At 75.4% G+C, this 17,125-nt stretch carries 10 protein-coding genes; 5 read left to right on the forward strand and 5 right to left on the reverse strand.

Annotated features, from left to right (window positions below):
* Window positions 1–21: 21 nt before the first annotated feature.
* The gene (locus AC07DU_RS26945) at window positions 22–1,110 is read right to left on the reverse strand and encodes a Gfo/Idh/MocA family protein (protein ID WP_479028056.1); all 1,089 of its coding nucleotides are present in this window, start codon (window positions 1,108–1,110) and stop codon (window positions 22–24) included.
* Window positions 1,111–1,438: 328 nt separating this feature from the next.
* Here AC07DU_RS26945 and AC07DU_RS26950 point away from each other — a divergent pair, with 328 nt between their 5' ends.
* From AC07DU_RS26950 to AC07DU_RS26970, 5 genes are all read left to right on the forward strand, one after another.
* Window positions 1,439–2,404 (forward strand): glycosyltransferase family 2 protein, encoded by a 966-nt coding sequence (locus AC07DU_RS26950; protein ID WP_479114111.1) that lies wholly within the window; start codon window positions 1,439–1,441, stop codon window positions 2,402–2,404.
* A gap of 168 nt (window positions 2,405–2,572) precedes the next feature.
* The gene (locus AC07DU_RS26955; protein WP_479114113.1) at window positions 2,573–3,961 is read left to right on the forward strand and encodes an MFS transporter; all 1,389 of its coding nucleotides are present in this window, start codon (window positions 2,573–2,575) and stop codon (window positions 3,959–3,961) included.
* Complete coding sequence (locus AC07DU_RS26960; RefSeq protein ID WP_479114115.1) at window positions 3,958–4,971, forward strand: TolB family protein; 1,014 nt, start codon at window positions 3,958–3,960, stop codon at window positions 4,969–4,971. Before AC07DU_RS26955 ends, AC07DU_RS26960 begins: the two co-directional genes overlap by 4 nt.
* Window positions 4,972–5,130: 159 nt before the next feature.
* Window positions 5,131–7,380 carry a CHAT domain-containing protein gene (locus AC07DU_RS26965; protein ID WP_479114117.1) on the forward strand — a complete coding sequence of 750 codons (2,250 nt, stop codon included), beginning with the start codon at window positions 5,131–5,133 and terminating at the stop codon, window positions 7,378–7,380.
* Between the two features lie 11 nt (window positions 7,381–7,391).
* A complete protein-coding gene (locus tag AC07DU_RS26970) occupies window positions 7,392–8,810 on the forward strand; it encodes a lipase/acyltransferase domain-containing protein (RefSeq protein WP_479114119.1) in 1,419 nt (472 codons plus the stop codon).
* Window positions 8,811–8,864: 54 nt separating this feature from the next.
* Here AC07DU_RS26970 and AC07DU_RS26975 read toward each other — a convergent pair whose 3' ends face one another.
* From AC07DU_RS26975 to AC07DU_RS26990, 4 genes are all read right to left on the reverse strand, one after another.
* Window positions 8,865–9,680: a VOC family protein gene (locus tag AC07DU_RS26975; RefSeq protein WP_479114121.1), complete on the reverse strand. Its 816-nt coding sequence runs from the start codon at window positions 9,678–9,680 to the stop codon at window positions 8,865–8,867.
* 140 nt (window positions 9,681–9,820) lie between these two features.
* Window positions 9,821–10,777 (reverse strand): ABC transporter ATP-binding protein, encoded by a 957-nt coding sequence (locus AC07DU_RS26980; RefSeq protein ID WP_360900816.1) that lies wholly within the window; start codon window positions 10,775–10,777, stop codon window positions 9,821–9,823.
* Window positions 10,774–13,689, reverse strand: coding sequence for a hypothetical protein (locus AC07DU_RS26985; RefSeq protein ID WP_479114123.1), 2,916 nt, complete (start codon window positions 13,687–13,689; stop codon window positions 10,774–10,776). The genes AC07DU_RS26980 and AC07DU_RS26985 overlap by 4 nt, the downstream gene beginning before the upstream one ends.
* Window positions 13,686–17,009, reverse strand: a complete 3,324-nt coding sequence (locus AC07DU_RS26990) for an FtsX-like permease family protein (RefSeq protein ID WP_479114125.1) — start codon at window positions 17,007–17,009, stop codon at window positions 13,686–13,688. Before AC07DU_RS26990 ends, AC07DU_RS26985 begins: the two co-directional genes overlap by 4 nt.
* Window positions 17,010–17,125: the final 116 nt, after the last annotated feature.

Consider the following 17,125-nt stretch of genomic DNA (forward strand, 5'->3'; position numbering starts at 1 on the left):
TGGCGGCCTGCGAAGGAACGGTCAACGTCCGGTGCGCAGTCCGACGACCGCGCCACGGAACTCCAGGCTCCGGGAGGCGGCTTCGAGGATGTCCAGGACCTTCAGGCCCGCCCTGCCGTCCGTCAGCGCGGGCCGGCCCGACCTGATGGCCCCGGCGAACTCCTCGACCATGCTGCGCAGCGCCTCCCTCTCACCGATCGCGGGCGCCACCATGTCGCCGGTCCGGTAGGAGACGAGCATGTCGCGGCGCTCGTCCGGGCCGATCTCCTGCGGGGTGCTCAGCTCCACGCCGCGGTCGAAGACGGACACGCGCTGGGTGGGGTTGAGGTCGTCCCACACCAGGGTGCGTTTGGACCCGCCGACCATGGTGGTCCGCACCTTCGTCGGGGACAGCCAGTTGACGTGCACGTGCGCGATCGCGCCGGTGCTCAGCTGGAGCGTCAGATAGGCCACGCAGGACTGCCCGGCCCCGATCGGATCGGCTCCGTGCGCGGCGACGGCGACGGGCCGGACGTGGTCCGGGAGGATGAAGTCGAGGACCGACAGGTCGTGGGGGGCCAGGTCCCACAGGACGTCGACGTCCTTCTGGACGAGCCCCAGGTTGATCCGTACCGAGTCCACGAAGTGGATCTCGCCCAGTTCGCCGGAGCGGACCATGTCCCGGATGCGGCCCACCGCCGGGGTGTAGCAGTACGTGTGGTCGCACATCAGGGTGAGACCGCGCTCCTCGGCCTCGGTCACCAGCCGCAGCCCGTCCTCGTACGTGGCCGCCAGGGGCTTCTCCACGAGGACGTGCTTTCCGGCGCGCAGGGCGGCCAGCGCGACGTCCAGATGGGTGCCGGCCGGGGTGGCCACGGCGACCGCCTGGACGGCCGGGTCGGCGAGGACCGCCGCGTAGTCCGAGGTCGCCCGCACCGTGGAGTACCCGCCGAGCACCTGCCGGGCCCGGTCCTCGTTCAGGTCGCAGAGCCAGTGCAGCCGGAACTGCGGACTGGACTGGAAGTTGCGGACGAGGTTGGGGCCCCAGTAGCCCGCGCCGACCACGGCGACGCCTAATCGCTCCGGCTGTCCGGCGTCCCGTCCGCCGTCGTTCACAGTGCTGGGCTTCACAGCGTTCCCCTTCCTTCCGCGCACGCCGACTGGCGTGTCGCCCCTCATGGCCGGGACGCGCGAGATGGAGGGGGAAAGCCGTCGGCGGCAGGCCGGGCGTCCGCGCGACCCGTGCATGACCTGCTCAACGGTGATGGCCCCCCACAACCGATGCTCTGCGTGCTCCGCGTACCACCCCCCGGACCTGCTGCGCGTTCCCCCCGGCAGCCGGACCCGTACCGCGTGCCGAATTCGGTCGGCGCCGCTCAATCTAGTCCACCGGGCCTACGCCGGGGCAGAGTTGACCGAATCGCCGGGAGCGGGTGTTCGACCCGTGCATACTGCCAGGGTGACCAGCATCGTGATACCGGCCCACAACGAGGGCCGGGTCATCGGCCGTCTCCTCGACGCGCTCCTGGCCGACAGCCCGGCCTCGACCTCCGCATCCCCGTCCGGTTCCGGTGTCCGTTCCGGTTCCGGGCCGGACATCGTCGTCGTGTGCAACGGCTGTACGGACGACACCGCCCGGGCGGCGGGCGCGCGGAGTCCTCGCGTACGGGTGGTGGAGATCCCGACTCCCTCCAAGCACACGGCACTTCGGGTCGGTGACGAGCACGCCCGCGGCTTCCCCCGGCTCTACGTGGACGCAGACGTCGTCCTCGGGGCCGCCGACGTCCGGATCCTCGTCGGCACGCTCGCGGGGAACCCCGAGCTCCTCGCGGCCGCCCCCGGGCGCGACGTCCCCCTGTCAGGCTGCGCCTGGCCGGTCCGGGCGTACTACCGGGTCTGGCAGCGGCTTCCGGCCGTCCGCGAGGGCCTGTTCGGGCGGGGGGTGATCGCCGTGACCGAGCCGGGGCACGCGCGGATCGCCGCGCTGCCGCCCCTCATGGCCGACGACCTGGCCGCGTCCCTCGCCTTCGGACCCGGGGAGCGGCGCGTGGTCGAGTCGGCCCGGGTGACCGTGCGTCCGCCGCGCACCTGGTCCGACCTCATCAGGCGGCGGATCCGCGCGGCGACCTCCTCCGCCGAGTTCGAGCGCTTCCAGGCGGCGCAGCGGGCCGCGGCTCCGTTGGGGGGCGAGGGGGAGCCGGGCCCGCCGGGAGCGTCGGGGCCGTCCGGGCCGGACGCGCCCGCACCGACCGCGCGCACCGGCGCGGCCGATCTGCGCGCCCTGGTACGGGAGCGGCCGAGCCTGCTGCCCGCGGTCGTGGTCTTCGTCGTCGCGGCCCTCGCCGCCTGCAGGGGGTCCCGCAAGGCCATTCGCGACGGGGACTACTCGACCTGGCTGCGGGACGAGAGCAGCCGGGAGGGATGAGCGGCCGCCACGACCCGGGACCACCGGCTCACCGGCCCCCGGGCGCGGACGAGGCCGGATCCGGCCCCCGGCGAGGCCGGATCGGCCCCGCCGTCGGCCCGTACAACGACTAGGGTTCCATCGCACGTTCGAGTGACTCAGTCCGTCGGCACCGGGGGGTTCCAGAGCATGTACCTCGCGGACCGCTCGCCGCCCGCGGGCGCGGAGAACGCGCCCGGGAAGCCCGGCTCCGTCCGGGTCCCCGCGGTCGCCCCGACCGTCCTCGCCCTGGGCACGGTCAGCCTGATCACCGACATCTCCTCCGAGATGGTCACCGCCGTCCTGCCCCTGTACCTGATCGCGGGTCTGGGCCTGAGCCCCCTCGGCTTCGGCGCGCTCGACGGCGTCTACAACGGGGTCAGCGCCCTGGTCCAGCTGACCGGCGGCCACCTCGCCGACCGGGTGCGCAACCACAAGCTGATCGCCGGCATCGGCTACGGCCTGTCCGCCCTGTGCAAGCCGCTGCTGCTGTTCGCCCACAGCCTGGGCCCGGTGGGCATGGTCCTCGCCCTGGAACGCACCGGCAAGGGCCTGCGCACCGCCCCGCGCGACGCCCTGATCTCCCTGTCCACACCATCGCGCTTACAGGGCCGCGCCTTCGGTGTGCACCGGGCCATGGACACCACCGGGGCGCTGCTCGGCCCGCTCGCCGCCTTCACGATCCTGAGCGTGGCGGTCGACGGTTACGACGCCGTCTTCGGGGTCAGCGCCTGTGTCGCCGTGCTCGGTCTCGTGGTGCTCGTGCTGTTCGTCCCGTCCGGCGGCGACCCCCGCCCGGTACCGAAGGACGGGGGCACGTCAGCGGTCTCCCGAGCGGCTCCCGTGGGCCTGCGCGACGCCCTGGCCCTGCTGCGCCTGCCCCGGCTGCGCGCCCTGGCGGGCTGCGCCGTCCTGCTCGGCCTCACCACCGTCAGCGACGCCTTCGTCTACCTGCTCCTCCAGCGCCGCACCGGCATCGGCGAGCAGTGGTTCCCGCTCCTGCCGCTGGGCACCGCCGCCGTGTTCCTGCTGCTGGCCGTACCCGCCGGCGCCCTGGCCGACCGGATCGGGCGGCGCACCGTGTTCCTCACCGGCCACGCCCTCCTGCTGGCCGCGTACGGCCTGCTGCTGTGGGCCCCGCAGGGACCGGCCCTGCCCTACCTCGTCCTCGCGCTGCACGGCGTGTTCTACGCCGCCACCGACGGCGTGCTGCCCGCCGCCGTCGCGGCCACCGTCCCCGCGCCGCTGCGGGCCACCGGCCTGGCCCTGGTCGGCACCGGCCAGGCGCTGGCGCGCTTCGGCTGCTCGCTGGCGTTCGGCGCGGCCTGGACGCTCTGGGGCACCGGCCCGGCACTCGCCGCCGCCGCGGCCGGCCTGCTGTGCTGCGCGACCGCGGCCGGCTTCGTACTGCGCCCGGCGGCTCCGGACAGGGCCGCGCTCCCCGACCCGGCGGCGGCGGACACCGCCACGCTCCCCGACCAGGCCCCGGACACCGCCGGCCTCCCCGACCCGACCCGAAGCCCGCGAGGAACCGAATGACCCGCTCCCGGCGCCTGCTCGTCCTCACACTGGCGGCGCTGCTGCTCGGGGGCCTGGCCTCCGTACTCGTGCTGCGCGCCGCCTCCCGCGCCGACCGGCCGGGGGCGGGCGGCCCGCAGGTCGCCGAGGGCGCCGTCACGCTCACCGCGCAGCGCCGGCTCGCCCTGCTGGGCAGCGGCCAGGGCCCGCACCGCGGAGCCCTGGCCTCGGTCCCGGCCGAAGCGCCCGACGGCGCGCGCACCGCTTCCGACCTCACCTGCCAGCGGTTCCACGCCGCCGCGGGCACCGGCGTGTGCCTGCGCTCCACGCCGGGCGCGCTGGCCCAGGACAACAAGGCCCTGATCGTCGACGCCGACCTGCGCACCGTGCGCAGCTTCCCCCTGGCGGGCACCCCCAGCCGGGCCCGCGTCTCGCCCAGCGGCCGGTTCGTCGCCTGGACCGTCTTCGTCTCCGGCGAGTCCTACGGAACTGCGTTCTTCTCGACGCGGACCGCGATCCTCGACACCCGTACGTGGAAACTCGAAGCCGATCTGGAGGAGTTCGCCGTCTCCATGGACGGCCGGGACCACCGCGCCCAGGACGTCAACTTCTGGGGGGTGACCTTCGCCGGGGACGACGACACCTTCTACGCGACCCTCAGCACCGCCGGCCAGACCCACCTGGTCAGGGGCTCGGTCTCCGGGCGCTCCGTCACCATCCTCGCGCAGAACGTCGAATGCCCGTCCCTGTCCCCGGACGGGACCCGCATCGCCTACAAGAAGCGGGTGCGCCCCGGAGCCTCGCTGTGGCGCGAACACGTGATGGACCTGGGGACGCTGCGCGAACAGCCGCTCGCGGAGAAGCGCAGCGTGGACGACCAGGCCCTCTGGCTGGACGACCGCACCCTCGCCTACGCCCTGCCCACGGACGGGGCCGTCGACAGCACGGACCTGTGGACCGTGCCCGCCGACGGCTCCGGAGCTCCCGCGCTGCTGGCCCCCGGCGCCTCCTCCCCGGCCCGCCTGGGCTGAGGCCGGGGGCGGCGGAATCCACCACTCTCGTGGTCCGCCACCCTCCTGGGCCGCCCGCCGCCAGAGGTGGCGGTCGGGGAACGGTGGGATAATCCGGTTGAGGGGACGGATGGGACGCATCCGTGAGGGAGAAGCCGGGCGACTCGAAGGAGGAGCGTGGTGAGCACTCCCGCCGCGCGCATCGCTGACCTGTTGGAGGACGTGCCGACGGCGTCCAACCCCGCGCCACAGTTTCCCGCGGCGCCCCAGGAGGAGGCACCCCGCACCGAAGGCCCCACCCTCGCCCTGACGGTGGTGTGGGGCGACCTCGTGGAGGCGAGCGCCGACCTGCACGTCACGGGGCACTACCAGTCGGTGGTGCCCGCCGCCGCGGAGCTCGCACTCGACCGCGCCATATCCAGCGAGTCCCGCCGGGTCATCACCGAGCACACCAAGCTCGGCTGGATCGACGCCCAGCTGGGGGAGGTCACGTACTTCCCCTGCAAAGCCGGCCCCGTACGCTCCGCCGCCGTCGTCGGCATGGGACCCATGGGCACCCTGACCGAACGCCGCGCCGTCCAGATGTACAGCTCGCTGCTCGGCGAGGCGGTCGGGCTCGGCCACGTCCGGACCCTGGCGACCGTGCTCATCGGCGCGGGCGCCGGGAATCTGACCGTGAACCAGGCGTCCCGCGCCCTCGCCGGGGGATTCGCCGGATACCTGGCGTCCCTGCCGGCCACGCCGCCGCCCCGGCTCGGCGAGATACTCCTCGTGGAGGTCGACCGGCTGCGCGCGGAGCAGCTCCTCCTGGGGCTGACCAAGGCGACCGAGAAGCTGCCGCAGTTGCGGATAGGCCCGGAGCTGGTCGAGGGCAGCGGCGGCCAGCTGTTCGCCCCCTCCGCGGCGGTGTACGCGCTCACGGCGCTGACGCGCCTCGCCCGGCCGGCCCGCCCGACGCCCGGCGGCGAGGCGAGCCCGGACGGCGAGGCGGCACGCGGCGGCGAGGCGGGACGCGGCGGCGAGGCGGCACGCGGCGGGGAGCCGGCGCCGGACGGCCCGGACCCGCCGCCCGGGGAGGACGCCCCGCCCGAGGAGGACGTCCTGCGCACCGTGCTGGCCGGCTTCGCCCCCCACATCCAGGGAAAGGTCCGCGAGCAGCTGGTCCAGCTGGCCGAAGTGGCGCGCACCGACCTGACGTTGACGGTCCGCGCGGCCGCGGAGGCCCAGGCCGACGCCCTGCCGGTCCGGATGTCCGTCCAGTCGGGCGTCGGCGGCCTGCGCTGGGCGGCCCTGACCGGGCGGGCCACCGTACCGGAACGGCTCGTCCCCGTGGACATGGACCTGCTGCGCGAGCTCGTGGACCGGCTGACGGAACCGACGGTCGAGGACGCGAGCGGACTGCCCGACCTGCTCTCCCGGTTCGTGGTGCCCCCGGACTTCCAGCGGCTGCTCACCGACGACGCGACGGTGCTGCTGGAACTGGACCACGACACCGCCTCCGTGCCCTGGGAGTTCCTGGCCGAGACCCAGCCGGCGGGCGGTGACCGGCGCGACCCCCTGGCGATCCGCACCCAGCTGTCGCGGCAACTGCGCACGCCCTACTCGCGGGTGCTGACCGAGGGGCTGGCGGACGGACAGCTGCGCGCCCTGGTGATCGGCGACCCGGGAGACCCGGAGAAGGGGTTCCAGCTCCCGGGAGCCCGCAGCGAGGCCCTCGCGGTCGCCACCCAGCTCAAGAACCTCGGGGTCAAGGTCACCCTCTTCGTCGGCGCGGCGAACTCGACCCGGCAGCCGGGCGTCGACCCCGCGCGACGCCTGGACGTCCTGCGGGTCCTGCTGTGCGGCGGCAACCACATCGTCCACTACTGCGGTCACAGCGACTTCGACGTCTCCGCCACCGGACGGCGCTCGGGTTGGGTCTTCGCGGACGGGCTCCTGACCGCCCAGGAACTGTCCCTGCTCGAACGGCCGCCCCTGATCGTCGTGGCCAACGCCTGCTACACCGCCCGGCTCGGCGGTACCACCGGCCCCGGCACACCGGACGCACAGCCCGGCATGGCGGAGCACACCCCGTGGGGCAACCCGCAGGCCGCACTGGTCCCGAGCCTCGCCGACGAGTTCCTCCGCATCGGGGTCGGACACTACATCGGGGCGGCCTGGCGCATCCCCGACGACCAGGGGGTCACCTTCGCCGAGCAGTTCTACCGGCACCTGTTCAAGGGCGGCACCGGCGAGGAGGCGCCGACGGTCGGCGGAGCCGTCCGCGCCGCACGCAGGAGGCTCTACGAGCGGCGCGCGGCGGGGCGGCAGTCGCCGGCCGGCGCACCGAGCCCGGAGCGGTGGAGCTCCTGGGCCGCCTACCAGCACTACGGGGACGGGGCCGCCCGGTTCGTCCGGCCCGACCCGGCCGACCGACCGGACACCGCCTAGGAGGTCTGCTCATGGCCAGGATCCCGATGGCCGACGTCGTCGTCCTGCTGCCCGGCATCACCGGAAGCGTACTGACCAAGGACGGGAAGGACGTATGGGCGCCCTCGTCCTCGGCGGTACTGGGCGCGCTGACGAGTCTGGGCCGCTCACTGGACTCCCTCCAGCTCGGGGAGGACGACTGGCACGTGGACGACCTCGGCGACGGGGTCTCCGCGCCCCGGCTGGTGCCCGACCTCCACACCCTGCCCGGCCTGTGGAAGATCGACGGTTACACGGCGGTCGAGCGGTTCCTGCTGGCGCAGTTCGACCTGACGGCGGGCGAGAACTACTTCCCCTTCCCCTACGACTGGCGGCGCGACAACCGGGCCGCGGCCCGCAAGCTCGCCCGGCAGAGCGAAACCTGGCTGACGGACTGGCGGACGAAGAGCGGCAACGCGGCGGCCCAACTCGTCTTGGTGGGGCACTCGATGGGCGGACTGGTCGCCCGCTACTTCGTCGAGGCGCTGGGCGGCTGGAAGAACACCCGGGCCATCGTGACCTTCGGTACGCCCTTCTACGGCTCGCTCAACGCCGTCGAGTTCCTCTGCAACGGCTTCCAGAAGCGGCTCGGCCCCTTCGAGCACGACCTCACCCGCCTCCTGCGCTCCCTGACCGCCCTCCACCAGCTCGTGCCCGTCTACAGGTGCGTGGACGGGCCGGACGGCGTGGCCCTCACCCCGGCCAACGCGGGACTGCCCGGCTGGCAGCCGCAGTGGAGCGACCATCTGAGCGAGTACTTCAGGGAGATGGAGAAGGCGGCCACCGAGAACCGGAAGGACCCGGCGTGGGAGACGAACCAGGTGATCTACCACCCCATCGTCGGCATGGACCAGCCCACCCGGCAGTCGGCCCGGATCACCGACCACAAGGTCGAGACCCGGATGACCCGTTCCGACCTCGACGAAGGCGGCGACGGAACGGTACCCAAGCTCTCCGCCGCCCTCTCCGGCACGGAGGACGCCCGCACGTTCGTCCCGCAGAAGCACGGCAGCCTGCAGAACCACGGCGCGATGCTCGACCACCTGAAGGGCATCCTGCAGTCCCTGCACGACGTGCGCATCGACGACCTGCGCGCCACCGTCACCACCTGGTTCAGCTACCTCGGTGACGACCTCTACCTGACCGGCGAACCCGTCGTCTGCGAGATCGGCGCCCACAGCGCCCTCAGCGAGGGCGAACTGCCCGAGGTGCCGGCCCGCCTGTCGGTCACCGAACGCACCACCGGCCGACCGGTGCTCGACCGCGCGATCACCGTCCCCCGGGAGCGGCAGCGGTTCGAGATCGGCGTGCTGCCTCCCGGCACGTACGACCTCCTCATCAGCGCCAGCGCCGACACCGCCCCCCTGTCCGACGTCTTCCTCGTATCCGGCCCGGACGGCACCGACGGCTGAACCGCCCGGCGCGGTCGGCCACGCGGGCCGCCGACGGGTCGGGTGGGGGCGGGGTCACGCCGAGGGGGAGTGGTCCAGGGTGAAGAGGCCGCCGTCCGGGTCGCACACCGTCACGCGCTGCCGGACCTCACCCGAGCCGGTGGTGTGCGGGGCGTCCGGGACGATGCTGCCGCCGTGCTCCAAGACGGCCGCCTTGGCCCGCTCCAGGTCCGGGACCTTGAAGTGGACCAGCCAGTGGGGGCGCAGCTGGGGCCTTTCGGCCGCCGCCTCCAGCGGGCCGCTGTTCAAGCGGGCGACGGCCTGGCCGTCGCCGCGCCGCAGGACGACCTGGTCCTCCTCGTAGGAGACCTCGCAGCCCGCGTCCCCGGTGCCGGAGGCGTCCGCGCCCCACTCCAGGACCTCCCCGTAGAAGACGGCCGCGTCGAAGGCGTCGCGGGTGTGCAGCTCCACCCAGGCGGGGGCCCGGCCCTCGCCGACGCGCCACTCGGAGAGGACCTCTCCCTCCCAGAGGCCGAAGGCCGCGCTCTCGGGGTCGGTGGCGAGGGCCGCCCGGCCGCGCGGCGGGTAGGAGACCGGGCCCACCCCGACCGTGCCCCCGCGCTCGCGGACCCTGGCCACGGCCGCGTCGGCGTCGTGGACCGCGAAGTACACCGTCCAGGCCACCGGTGCGAAGGGTCCCCCGCTCGTCGCTCCGATCCCCGCCACCGCCACGCCGTCCAGCTCGGCCACCGAGGAGGCCCGCCCGAACACGCCGCGCCGGAAGCTCCAGCCCAGCACCGCCCCGTAGAAGCGCTCCGCCGCCTGAAGATCGCGTGCCAGCAGGCTCAGCCAGCACGGCGCACCCAGCACGTCCGCTGCCACGAGCACCATGGCGGCCTCCTTTCGCCACCGCGTTGCGCGATGCGACGCCCACTACCCCGTACCGGCGTCTTCCCGCCTGGTGACGGGCCCATGCACGCGGTCCGCGAGGCCCCTCCGGACGGCCCTCAGCTCCCCTCCGGACGGCCCCCTCAGCTGCGGTCCGGGCGCAGCTCGATGTGGTCCGGGGCCAGGTCGACCGCCACACGGTGCTCCATGCCCAGGGCCTCCAGGAACTTCGGGGGGAGCTGCACGCGCCCGGAGCGGTCCAGGACGACGTACTCGCGTTCGCTGATCGATTCCTCGCCGTGCTCGTCGGTGACCAGGCGGCGCAGGACCTCGCTGCTGGTGCGGCCGTCGCGGATCGCCACCGTGCGGCGGACCTCGCCCGCCACCATGGCGTCGTGCGTGACGATCACCACCGTCACGCCGAGCTCCTTGTTGACCGTGCGGAAGGTCTCGAAGACCGCCGCGGCCGTCTCCGAGTCCAGTTCGCCGGTGGGTTCGTCGGCCAGCAGCACCTTGGGGTCGTTGGCCATCGCCACGGCGATCGCGACGCGCTGCTGCTGCCCGCCGGACAGTTCCGCCGGTCGCCGGTGCGCCAGGTCGCCGATCCCGAGGGCGTCCAGGATCTCCGCGACCCGGGCGGAGCGCCGTGCGCCCGCGCCGCGCCGCGGCCGGTCGCCCTTCAACTGCATCGGCAGCGCCACGTTCTGGGCGGCCGTCAGGAACGGCAGCAGGTTGCGGGCCGTCTGCTGGAAGACGAACCCGACCGCTTCGCGCCGGTAGCGCAGCCGGTCCCGCGCCGACAGCTCCAGCAGGTCGTAGCCGGCGACCGCCGCGCTGCCCGCCGTCGGGACGTCAAGGCCCGCCAGGATGTTCAGGAGGGTGGACTTGCCACTGCCCGACGCACCCACCAGGGCCACCAGGTCGCCCTGCGCGACCGTCAGCTCCAGCCCCTGGAGGGCCTGCACCTCGATGCCGTCCGTGCTGAAGATCCGCACCAGGCGGTCGCAGGCGATCGCGGCGTCCACCGCCGTGCTGCGGGGCTCCACGGCGGCGCTCGCCCGGCGGCGCAGCTCCTCGTACGTCGGCTGGTCGCTGTTCAACGCTGGTCTCCCGCTCTCAACTCGGTGGTGATCTGCCGCCGCCCGGAGGTCGCCGCCTCGACGAGTACGGCCGCGGCGACCAGGGCGGCCAGGCCCAGGGCCTGGGTCAGTACGGGCCACGCCGTCAGCCGTACGCCGGTCGGCACGCGCGTGCCCACCAGCGTGGACAGGTCCAGCGCCGGGCCCAGGAGCGCCACCGCGGCCGCCGCCACCCCGGCGCCGCCCAGCGCCGCGGCCACGGTCTGCGGCAGCGTCTCGGCGAGGATCAGCGCCACGCCCTGGCGACGGCGAAGGCCCATGGTGCGCAGCCGGGCCAGCAGCGCCGCCCGTTCGGGGACGGTCCGCATCAGCGTCAGCAGGACCGCCAGCAGCGCGAAGCCGGCCGCCGCGGCCACGGAGGCCCAGAAGAGACGCTGCGCCGAGCGCTGCAGCGGATCGGCGCCCAGCTCGGCGACGACGTCGGCGCTGGTGCGCACCGGATACACCTCGTCGGCGGGCTGCGCCCCGGAAGCCGGAGGCTGACCCGCGGCGGGAACCTCCGTCGTGGCGGTTGGGGCCGCCGTGGCCGCCGGGGCCGGCGCGGTCTGCGCCGCCGGGAGCGCGGCACGGACCAGCGCGCGCAGCCGTTCCCCGTCGGGGGAACCGAGGCCGAACCACCGGTTCGGCCGGTCGGCGCCGATGAGGGCCGTCGCGGGGCCCGACGGCAGGACGACGGTCGCGGCGTCCCGAGCCGGACGGGCCGGCGTGCAGTCGATCACGCCGGTGACCCGGGCCCGCAGCTCGCGGCCGTCGCCGGGCCGCAGCACGTACGTGTCCTGCGCGCCGGCCCGCCCCGCCAGGCCGGAGCTGACCAGCGCGGGCACCGGCGCGTCGGCCGGCTGCGCCGCGCCGCCGGACAGCAGACCGGGGTCGAAGGAGCCGCAGCCGAGGGCGCGGGACAGCTCCGCGTACGCGGCCGGCTCGGCGACGATCACGGTGACCTGGGTGGAGCCCTTGGGGCCGCCGAGGAGGGTGGAGTCGTGGTCGATCCACAGCGGTACGGACGTCCGTACGCCCGGCAGTTCGCCCGCGGCCTTCGCGAGGCCGTCGGGGAGCAGGGCCTTGCCGTACGCGGAGATCGTCGCGTCGCCCCCGACCGTCAGCCGGGCCACTGCGAGCCGGGAGGAGTCCACCGACTCCAGTACGGCCGCCCCGAAGCCCCCCGTGGTGATGGCGAGCAGCAGCGCGACCGTCGACAGGACGGACGGACCGCTCCGGCCGCCGACGGGTCCGGTGCCCCGGGTGCCCGAGCCGCGGGCGGCCCGCGCCAGCCCGAGGAAGCCGACCAGCCCCGAGCGGCGCCCGGCCGCCCGTGCGAGCAGCCCGGTCGCCAGCGGCAGCAGCCGGGCCAGCAACAGCCCCCCGCAGAGGGCCAGCAGCAGGGGAGCCGCGACCAGCAGCGGGTCCGGGTCCTCCCCGGCCGGAGCGACCCCGCGGCGGCGGACCTCCAGCACGGCTGCGGCGGTGGCGGTGAGCACGAGCAGCTCGGCCACGGGCCTGCGCCACCGCCCGGCCGGGCGCCGCGGGGACAGCATCACGGCCGCCCGTACCGGGAAGGCCAGCAGCGCGATCAGGGCGACGGCCGCGGCCGAGACCAGCGCGGGGGCGAGCCGGGGGGTCGGCAGCAGCAGCACGGCGAGCGCGGTGGCCGCGGCGGCCGCCGGGAGCGCCGTGACGGCGCCCTCCCCGACGAGCCGGCCGACGATGCCGGCGCGAGAGCCGCCCCGCGCCAGCAGCAGTCGCAGCTCGGCCTCGCGGCGGTCCCCGGCGAGCGCGCCGGCCAGGCACAGCACGACGAAGGCGACGCCGCCGACCCCGGCGGGCCCGATCGCCGCGAGCGGCGCGGCGGCCTGGGTGCGGGCGTGGGCCTGCTCCAGTAGTTCGGGCAGCCACGAGGTGGTCCGCAGCCGCTCGCGACGGGTCTCGAAGGTGAGGGCGGCGGCCGTGGGACCGGCCACGTACGAGGCGATCTCCTCCTTCGTGGCGTCCAGCCGGTCGGCCCGCAGCGTGCCGACGTCCACCGGGAGGCGCCAGAAGTCCTCGGCTTCGTGGCCCCAGAGGTGCATCCGGTCGAGGTCGCCGGCGCCGAGCAGGGCGTCGGCCTGCCACAGGTAGCTCTCCCCGAGGAATTTCTTGCAGGCGCGCGGGACGCAGTCCGCGTTCACCCAGACGTCCGCGGTCTTGTCCGGGACCGCGTAGAGGCCCATGACCTCCACGGACGCGGCGCCGCCGGTCAGGGGCGCGCTCCTGAGCACGGACCCGACGCGGGCGCCGATGGTGTCGGCGGCCTCCTTGGACAGGGCGACCTGGAGCGGCGGCTCGTCCGCGCCGGCCCCGGCGGGCCGGGGGTCATCGCTCGGCCAGCGCCCCTCCACCAGCTTCACGTGGTCCCGCGCCTGCTGGATGTACAGGAGGGACATCTCGGGCGCGAGGCGGTGCGGGCGGGACAGTTCCGGATTCAGCAGCGGCTGGCGCTTGGTGGTCCGCGTGCCGTGGACGACCGCGTCGGGGTCGACGCGGAAGGTGTTCCCGGTACGGGCCAGGAGGCTCTTCAGCGTCTGGTCCAGGGCCCCTGCGCTCTGCCCGGACGCCGGCGCCGGCGCGCTCACCTGAAGGCTGGTGCGACCCGCTCCGGTGTGCTCCAGGAAGGACCGCAGGGCCTGGTCGGCGCCCCGGTCCTGGGCCCGCGGCAACGCGGCGGCGAGCAGGACCGCGACGAACGCCAGCGCGGCGGCGAGCAGGGTACCGAGCGGGGCCGCGCGCAACCGGGTCCGGACCCACGGCGCGGGCCGCGGGCGGGGGCTCGGGCCGGACGGCGGGTTGGTGGACCGCGGGGTGGTCGACCGCGGGGTGGCGGGCGGCGGGGTGGTCACATCTCCTCCACGGGACGCAGCCGGCCGGCGATGTCGCGGCCCCGGGGGCCGCTGAGCGCGGCCGACAGCAGGGGAACCACGGCGATGGCGGCGGCCGTCAGCACGATCTGCGCGAGCGACATGTCCACCCGTACGGGCGGGAACGGCCGCCCGGCGGCGGGAGTCAGCACGATCAGGGGCGCCATCAGGTGCACGAGGGCGACACCCAGCCCCGCCCCGACGGCGGCGGCGACGGCGATCAGCGCCCCGCCCTCGGCGGCGGACGCCAGGGCCAGCGACCGGCGCGGTGTGCCGAGCGCGAGCAGCACCGAGAACTCCCGGCCGCGCACGCGCCGTTCCGCGGCGGTGGAGGTCGCGAACCCGATGGCCGCCAGGACCGCGCTGGCGAGGGCGAGGGCGATCAGCGCGCTCTGCGAGCCGGCGCTCAACGGGTCGTCGAGCAGGCGCGCGGTGATCTCCTCGCGCAGCTGGACGCGTTCGGTCCTGCCCCCCGCGCGCAGCTCGCCCGCCGCACGGGCCGGGACCGGGTCGGCGGCCGAGGCGGCGGGCAGCCACCACTCGGTGGGCGCGACCGGCTGCTGACCGGAGGACTCCAGCAGGAACCGGCCGAGCGTGCGCAGGTCGACGGCGAGCGCCGTCCCTCCGGCCACGGGCAGGGAGTCCACGGCGGCGGTGATCCGCATCGGGACGGACGCGCCGTCCAGAGTGACGGGGACCGTCGCGCCGACGGAGGCGCCGATGGACCGCAGGTAGCGGGTGGTGGCGACGGCCGGGACCGCGGCGGCGGGCGGCGCGGAGGGTGTCGGGAACAGGACGGCGGTGACACCCTTCTCGGTGCCCGCCCCGCCCCGGAAGCGCAGCCGCAGCAGATCCGTGGACCCGGCCGCGAGGGGCGAGGGTACGGGTGCCCACTGGGAGCCGGGCCCCTGCGCGGGGGCCGCGTGCCAGCCGCCGGTGCCCGCGGGCGGGGACACGGCGACCGGTACGGGCGGCCCGTCCACGGCCTCGGAGACGGCGATCCGGCGCAGGGTCAGTTCGCTGCCGTCGCCCGGGGGCCCGCCGTCCCCGGCGTAGGACAGGCGTATCCCCGCCAGCGTCAGCGGGGTCGCGGCCGAGCCGACCGGGGCGCCGGTCAGAGCGTCCAGGAGGAAGGGGAGGGTGGCGTCGCCGCTGGTGGGCAGCGTGACCGCGGGGGTCCCGTAGGTCGCCCCGAACCGGTCGCGCAGCAGCAGGCTCACGGCCGCCCAGCTCGTCCCGGCGGACCGCAGTGTCACGTCGAGGTCGATGCGGCGGGGGGAGCCGGGCAGCGCGACTCCGGGGCCCTGCCCGGCGGCGGTGGCCGCTCCTGCCGCTCCGGCGGCCGCCGGAGCGTGCGGGTCACCCCCGGCGAGAGGGGCGAACAGGTCCCGCATCTCCCGGCCGCCGCGCAGGTCCGCGCGCAGCGGTACCTGTTCGGCCGCCTTGGCGGCGTCCAGCGCGACGAGGTCGGCGACGCCCCCGCCCGGCAGCTGCTGCTCCCGGCGGGCCACCGGAATGAGGCGCTCCGCGCCCGGCAGGGCCCCGTACCGTCCGCCCTGTCCCATCGGGGACATGCTGCTCCCGGAGATCCGCAGGCCGCCCGCGGTCGCGAAGTCGGCCTGGTCGCGCTGGGACGCGGACCAGGCGGTGTGCTGACCGAGGGCCAGGATCCCGCTGGAGACGGCGAGTACGAGCAACAGCACGGGCCCGGTGGCCCGGCCGGGCCGGCGCGCGAGCTGCCAGCCGAACAGGGCGGGGCCCAGGCTCCGGCCGCGCGCCGCCAGCCGTCCCCCGGCCCGGGCCGCGAACGGCAGCAGCCGAAGGACCAGCAGCGTGCCGCCGCACAGGGCCAGGGCGGGGGCGGCGACCAGGACCGGGTCGATGCCGAGCCCGCCGCCGACCGGGGTGTCGGGCGCGGTGGTGTCCGTACCCCCGTACTGCGACAGCTGCTGGTAGCCGAGGACGGCGAGGACGACCACGGCGAGGTCAACTCCGGAGCGGGCGGCGCCCGTCACCAGGGCCTGCCGGCTGCCCACGCGGCGCAGTACGGCGGCGGAGGCGCCGCGCAGGACGGAGGGCAGGGTCGTCAGCAGGACGCAGGCCACGGCGCAGCCGGCCGCGACCGGCCACACCAGCCAGGTGTCCGGGATCTCCAGGTGGACCCGCCCGAGCGGCCCGATGCGGGCGAACAGGCGCAGCAGGGGCGGGGTGAGCAGCGGTGCCAGGACGGCCGCGGGCAGGGCGAGCAGCAGCGACTCGGCCGCGCTCAGCGCGCCGAGGCGCCGGCGGGAGGCGCCGCGCGCGGTGAGCAGGACGCGCTCGGGCTCCTGGCGGACGGTCAGGATGTGTGAGACGAGGAGCAGCGCGGCGGTCGACAGGACGGTGAGCTGGAGGGCGCCCATCATCAGGGTGGACCGGGCGACGCGCATGCCGGAGTTCAACTCGCCGAGCAGCTGCGGCAGTTCGGTGGTGACCCGGAGCGAGGTGGCGTGTTCGAGGGAGGCGGCCGCGGGGTTCGCCGCGGTCCGCACGGCCTCGGCCTCGGACGCGCGGATCGTGCGCAGGCCCGGGGTCAGCAGGGTGAGCCGGTAGTCCTGGAGGAGGCCGCCCGTCGTGAAGGCGCTGTCGTCCACCAGGAGCGGGCCGTAGGTGGCGAAGGTGTTGCCCTGGATCTCCCGGCCGCCGAGCGGGTCGAGCCGCCAGTACCCGGCGTCCGGATCGGCGGCCCGGTACACGCCGGTGACCAGCACGGTCAGCGGGGGTCCGTCGAAGCGGTCGTCCAGCCGGAGCGGTGCGGGCAGGGCGGACTCGGTCAGGCCGAGACGCGCCAGCGCGGCGCGCGGGACGGCCACCTGCGTCGGCGCCGCCGGGGCGCCGGCGCCGACCGCGGGGGCCGGACCGGGCCACTGGCCGGCGAGCAGGTGTACGCGGTCGCGGCTGAGCGCGGCGAGCAGGGTCAGGTCGGCGTCGCGGCCGGAGGCGGCCGTGCCGGGGAGCCCGTAGGAGCGGCTGCGGGCCACGCTCTCGGAGGCCACCGGCAGCCGCCCGAACACCTCGCTCGCGAAGGCGCGGACCGCCTCGTCGTCCTTGGCGCGGGAGGAGGCGGGATGGCCGCTGGTGACGACGACGGCAGTCCGGGGCTGTTCCGGCCCGGTCAGGGCCCGCCGCAGCCCTTCGTCCCCGACGCCGCGGGTGAAGGCCGTCAGCGCGGTGAGAGCGGTCGCGGTGATCAATACGGTGAGCAGTACGGCGACAGCGAGCGGCCATCGCCCGCGCAGTCGGCGCACGACGAAGCCGAGCACGTGTTGAGTTCCTCCCCCGTCCGGACCCTCGGTACCGGATAGCGGACGATGTTTTCAGATTTGATCGATGGAGGGAAGGGGCTTGCGTGAATGGTGCGACGGATGCGCAAATGCGA

The organism is Streptomyces sp. NPDC045695 (assembly GCF_056432025.1).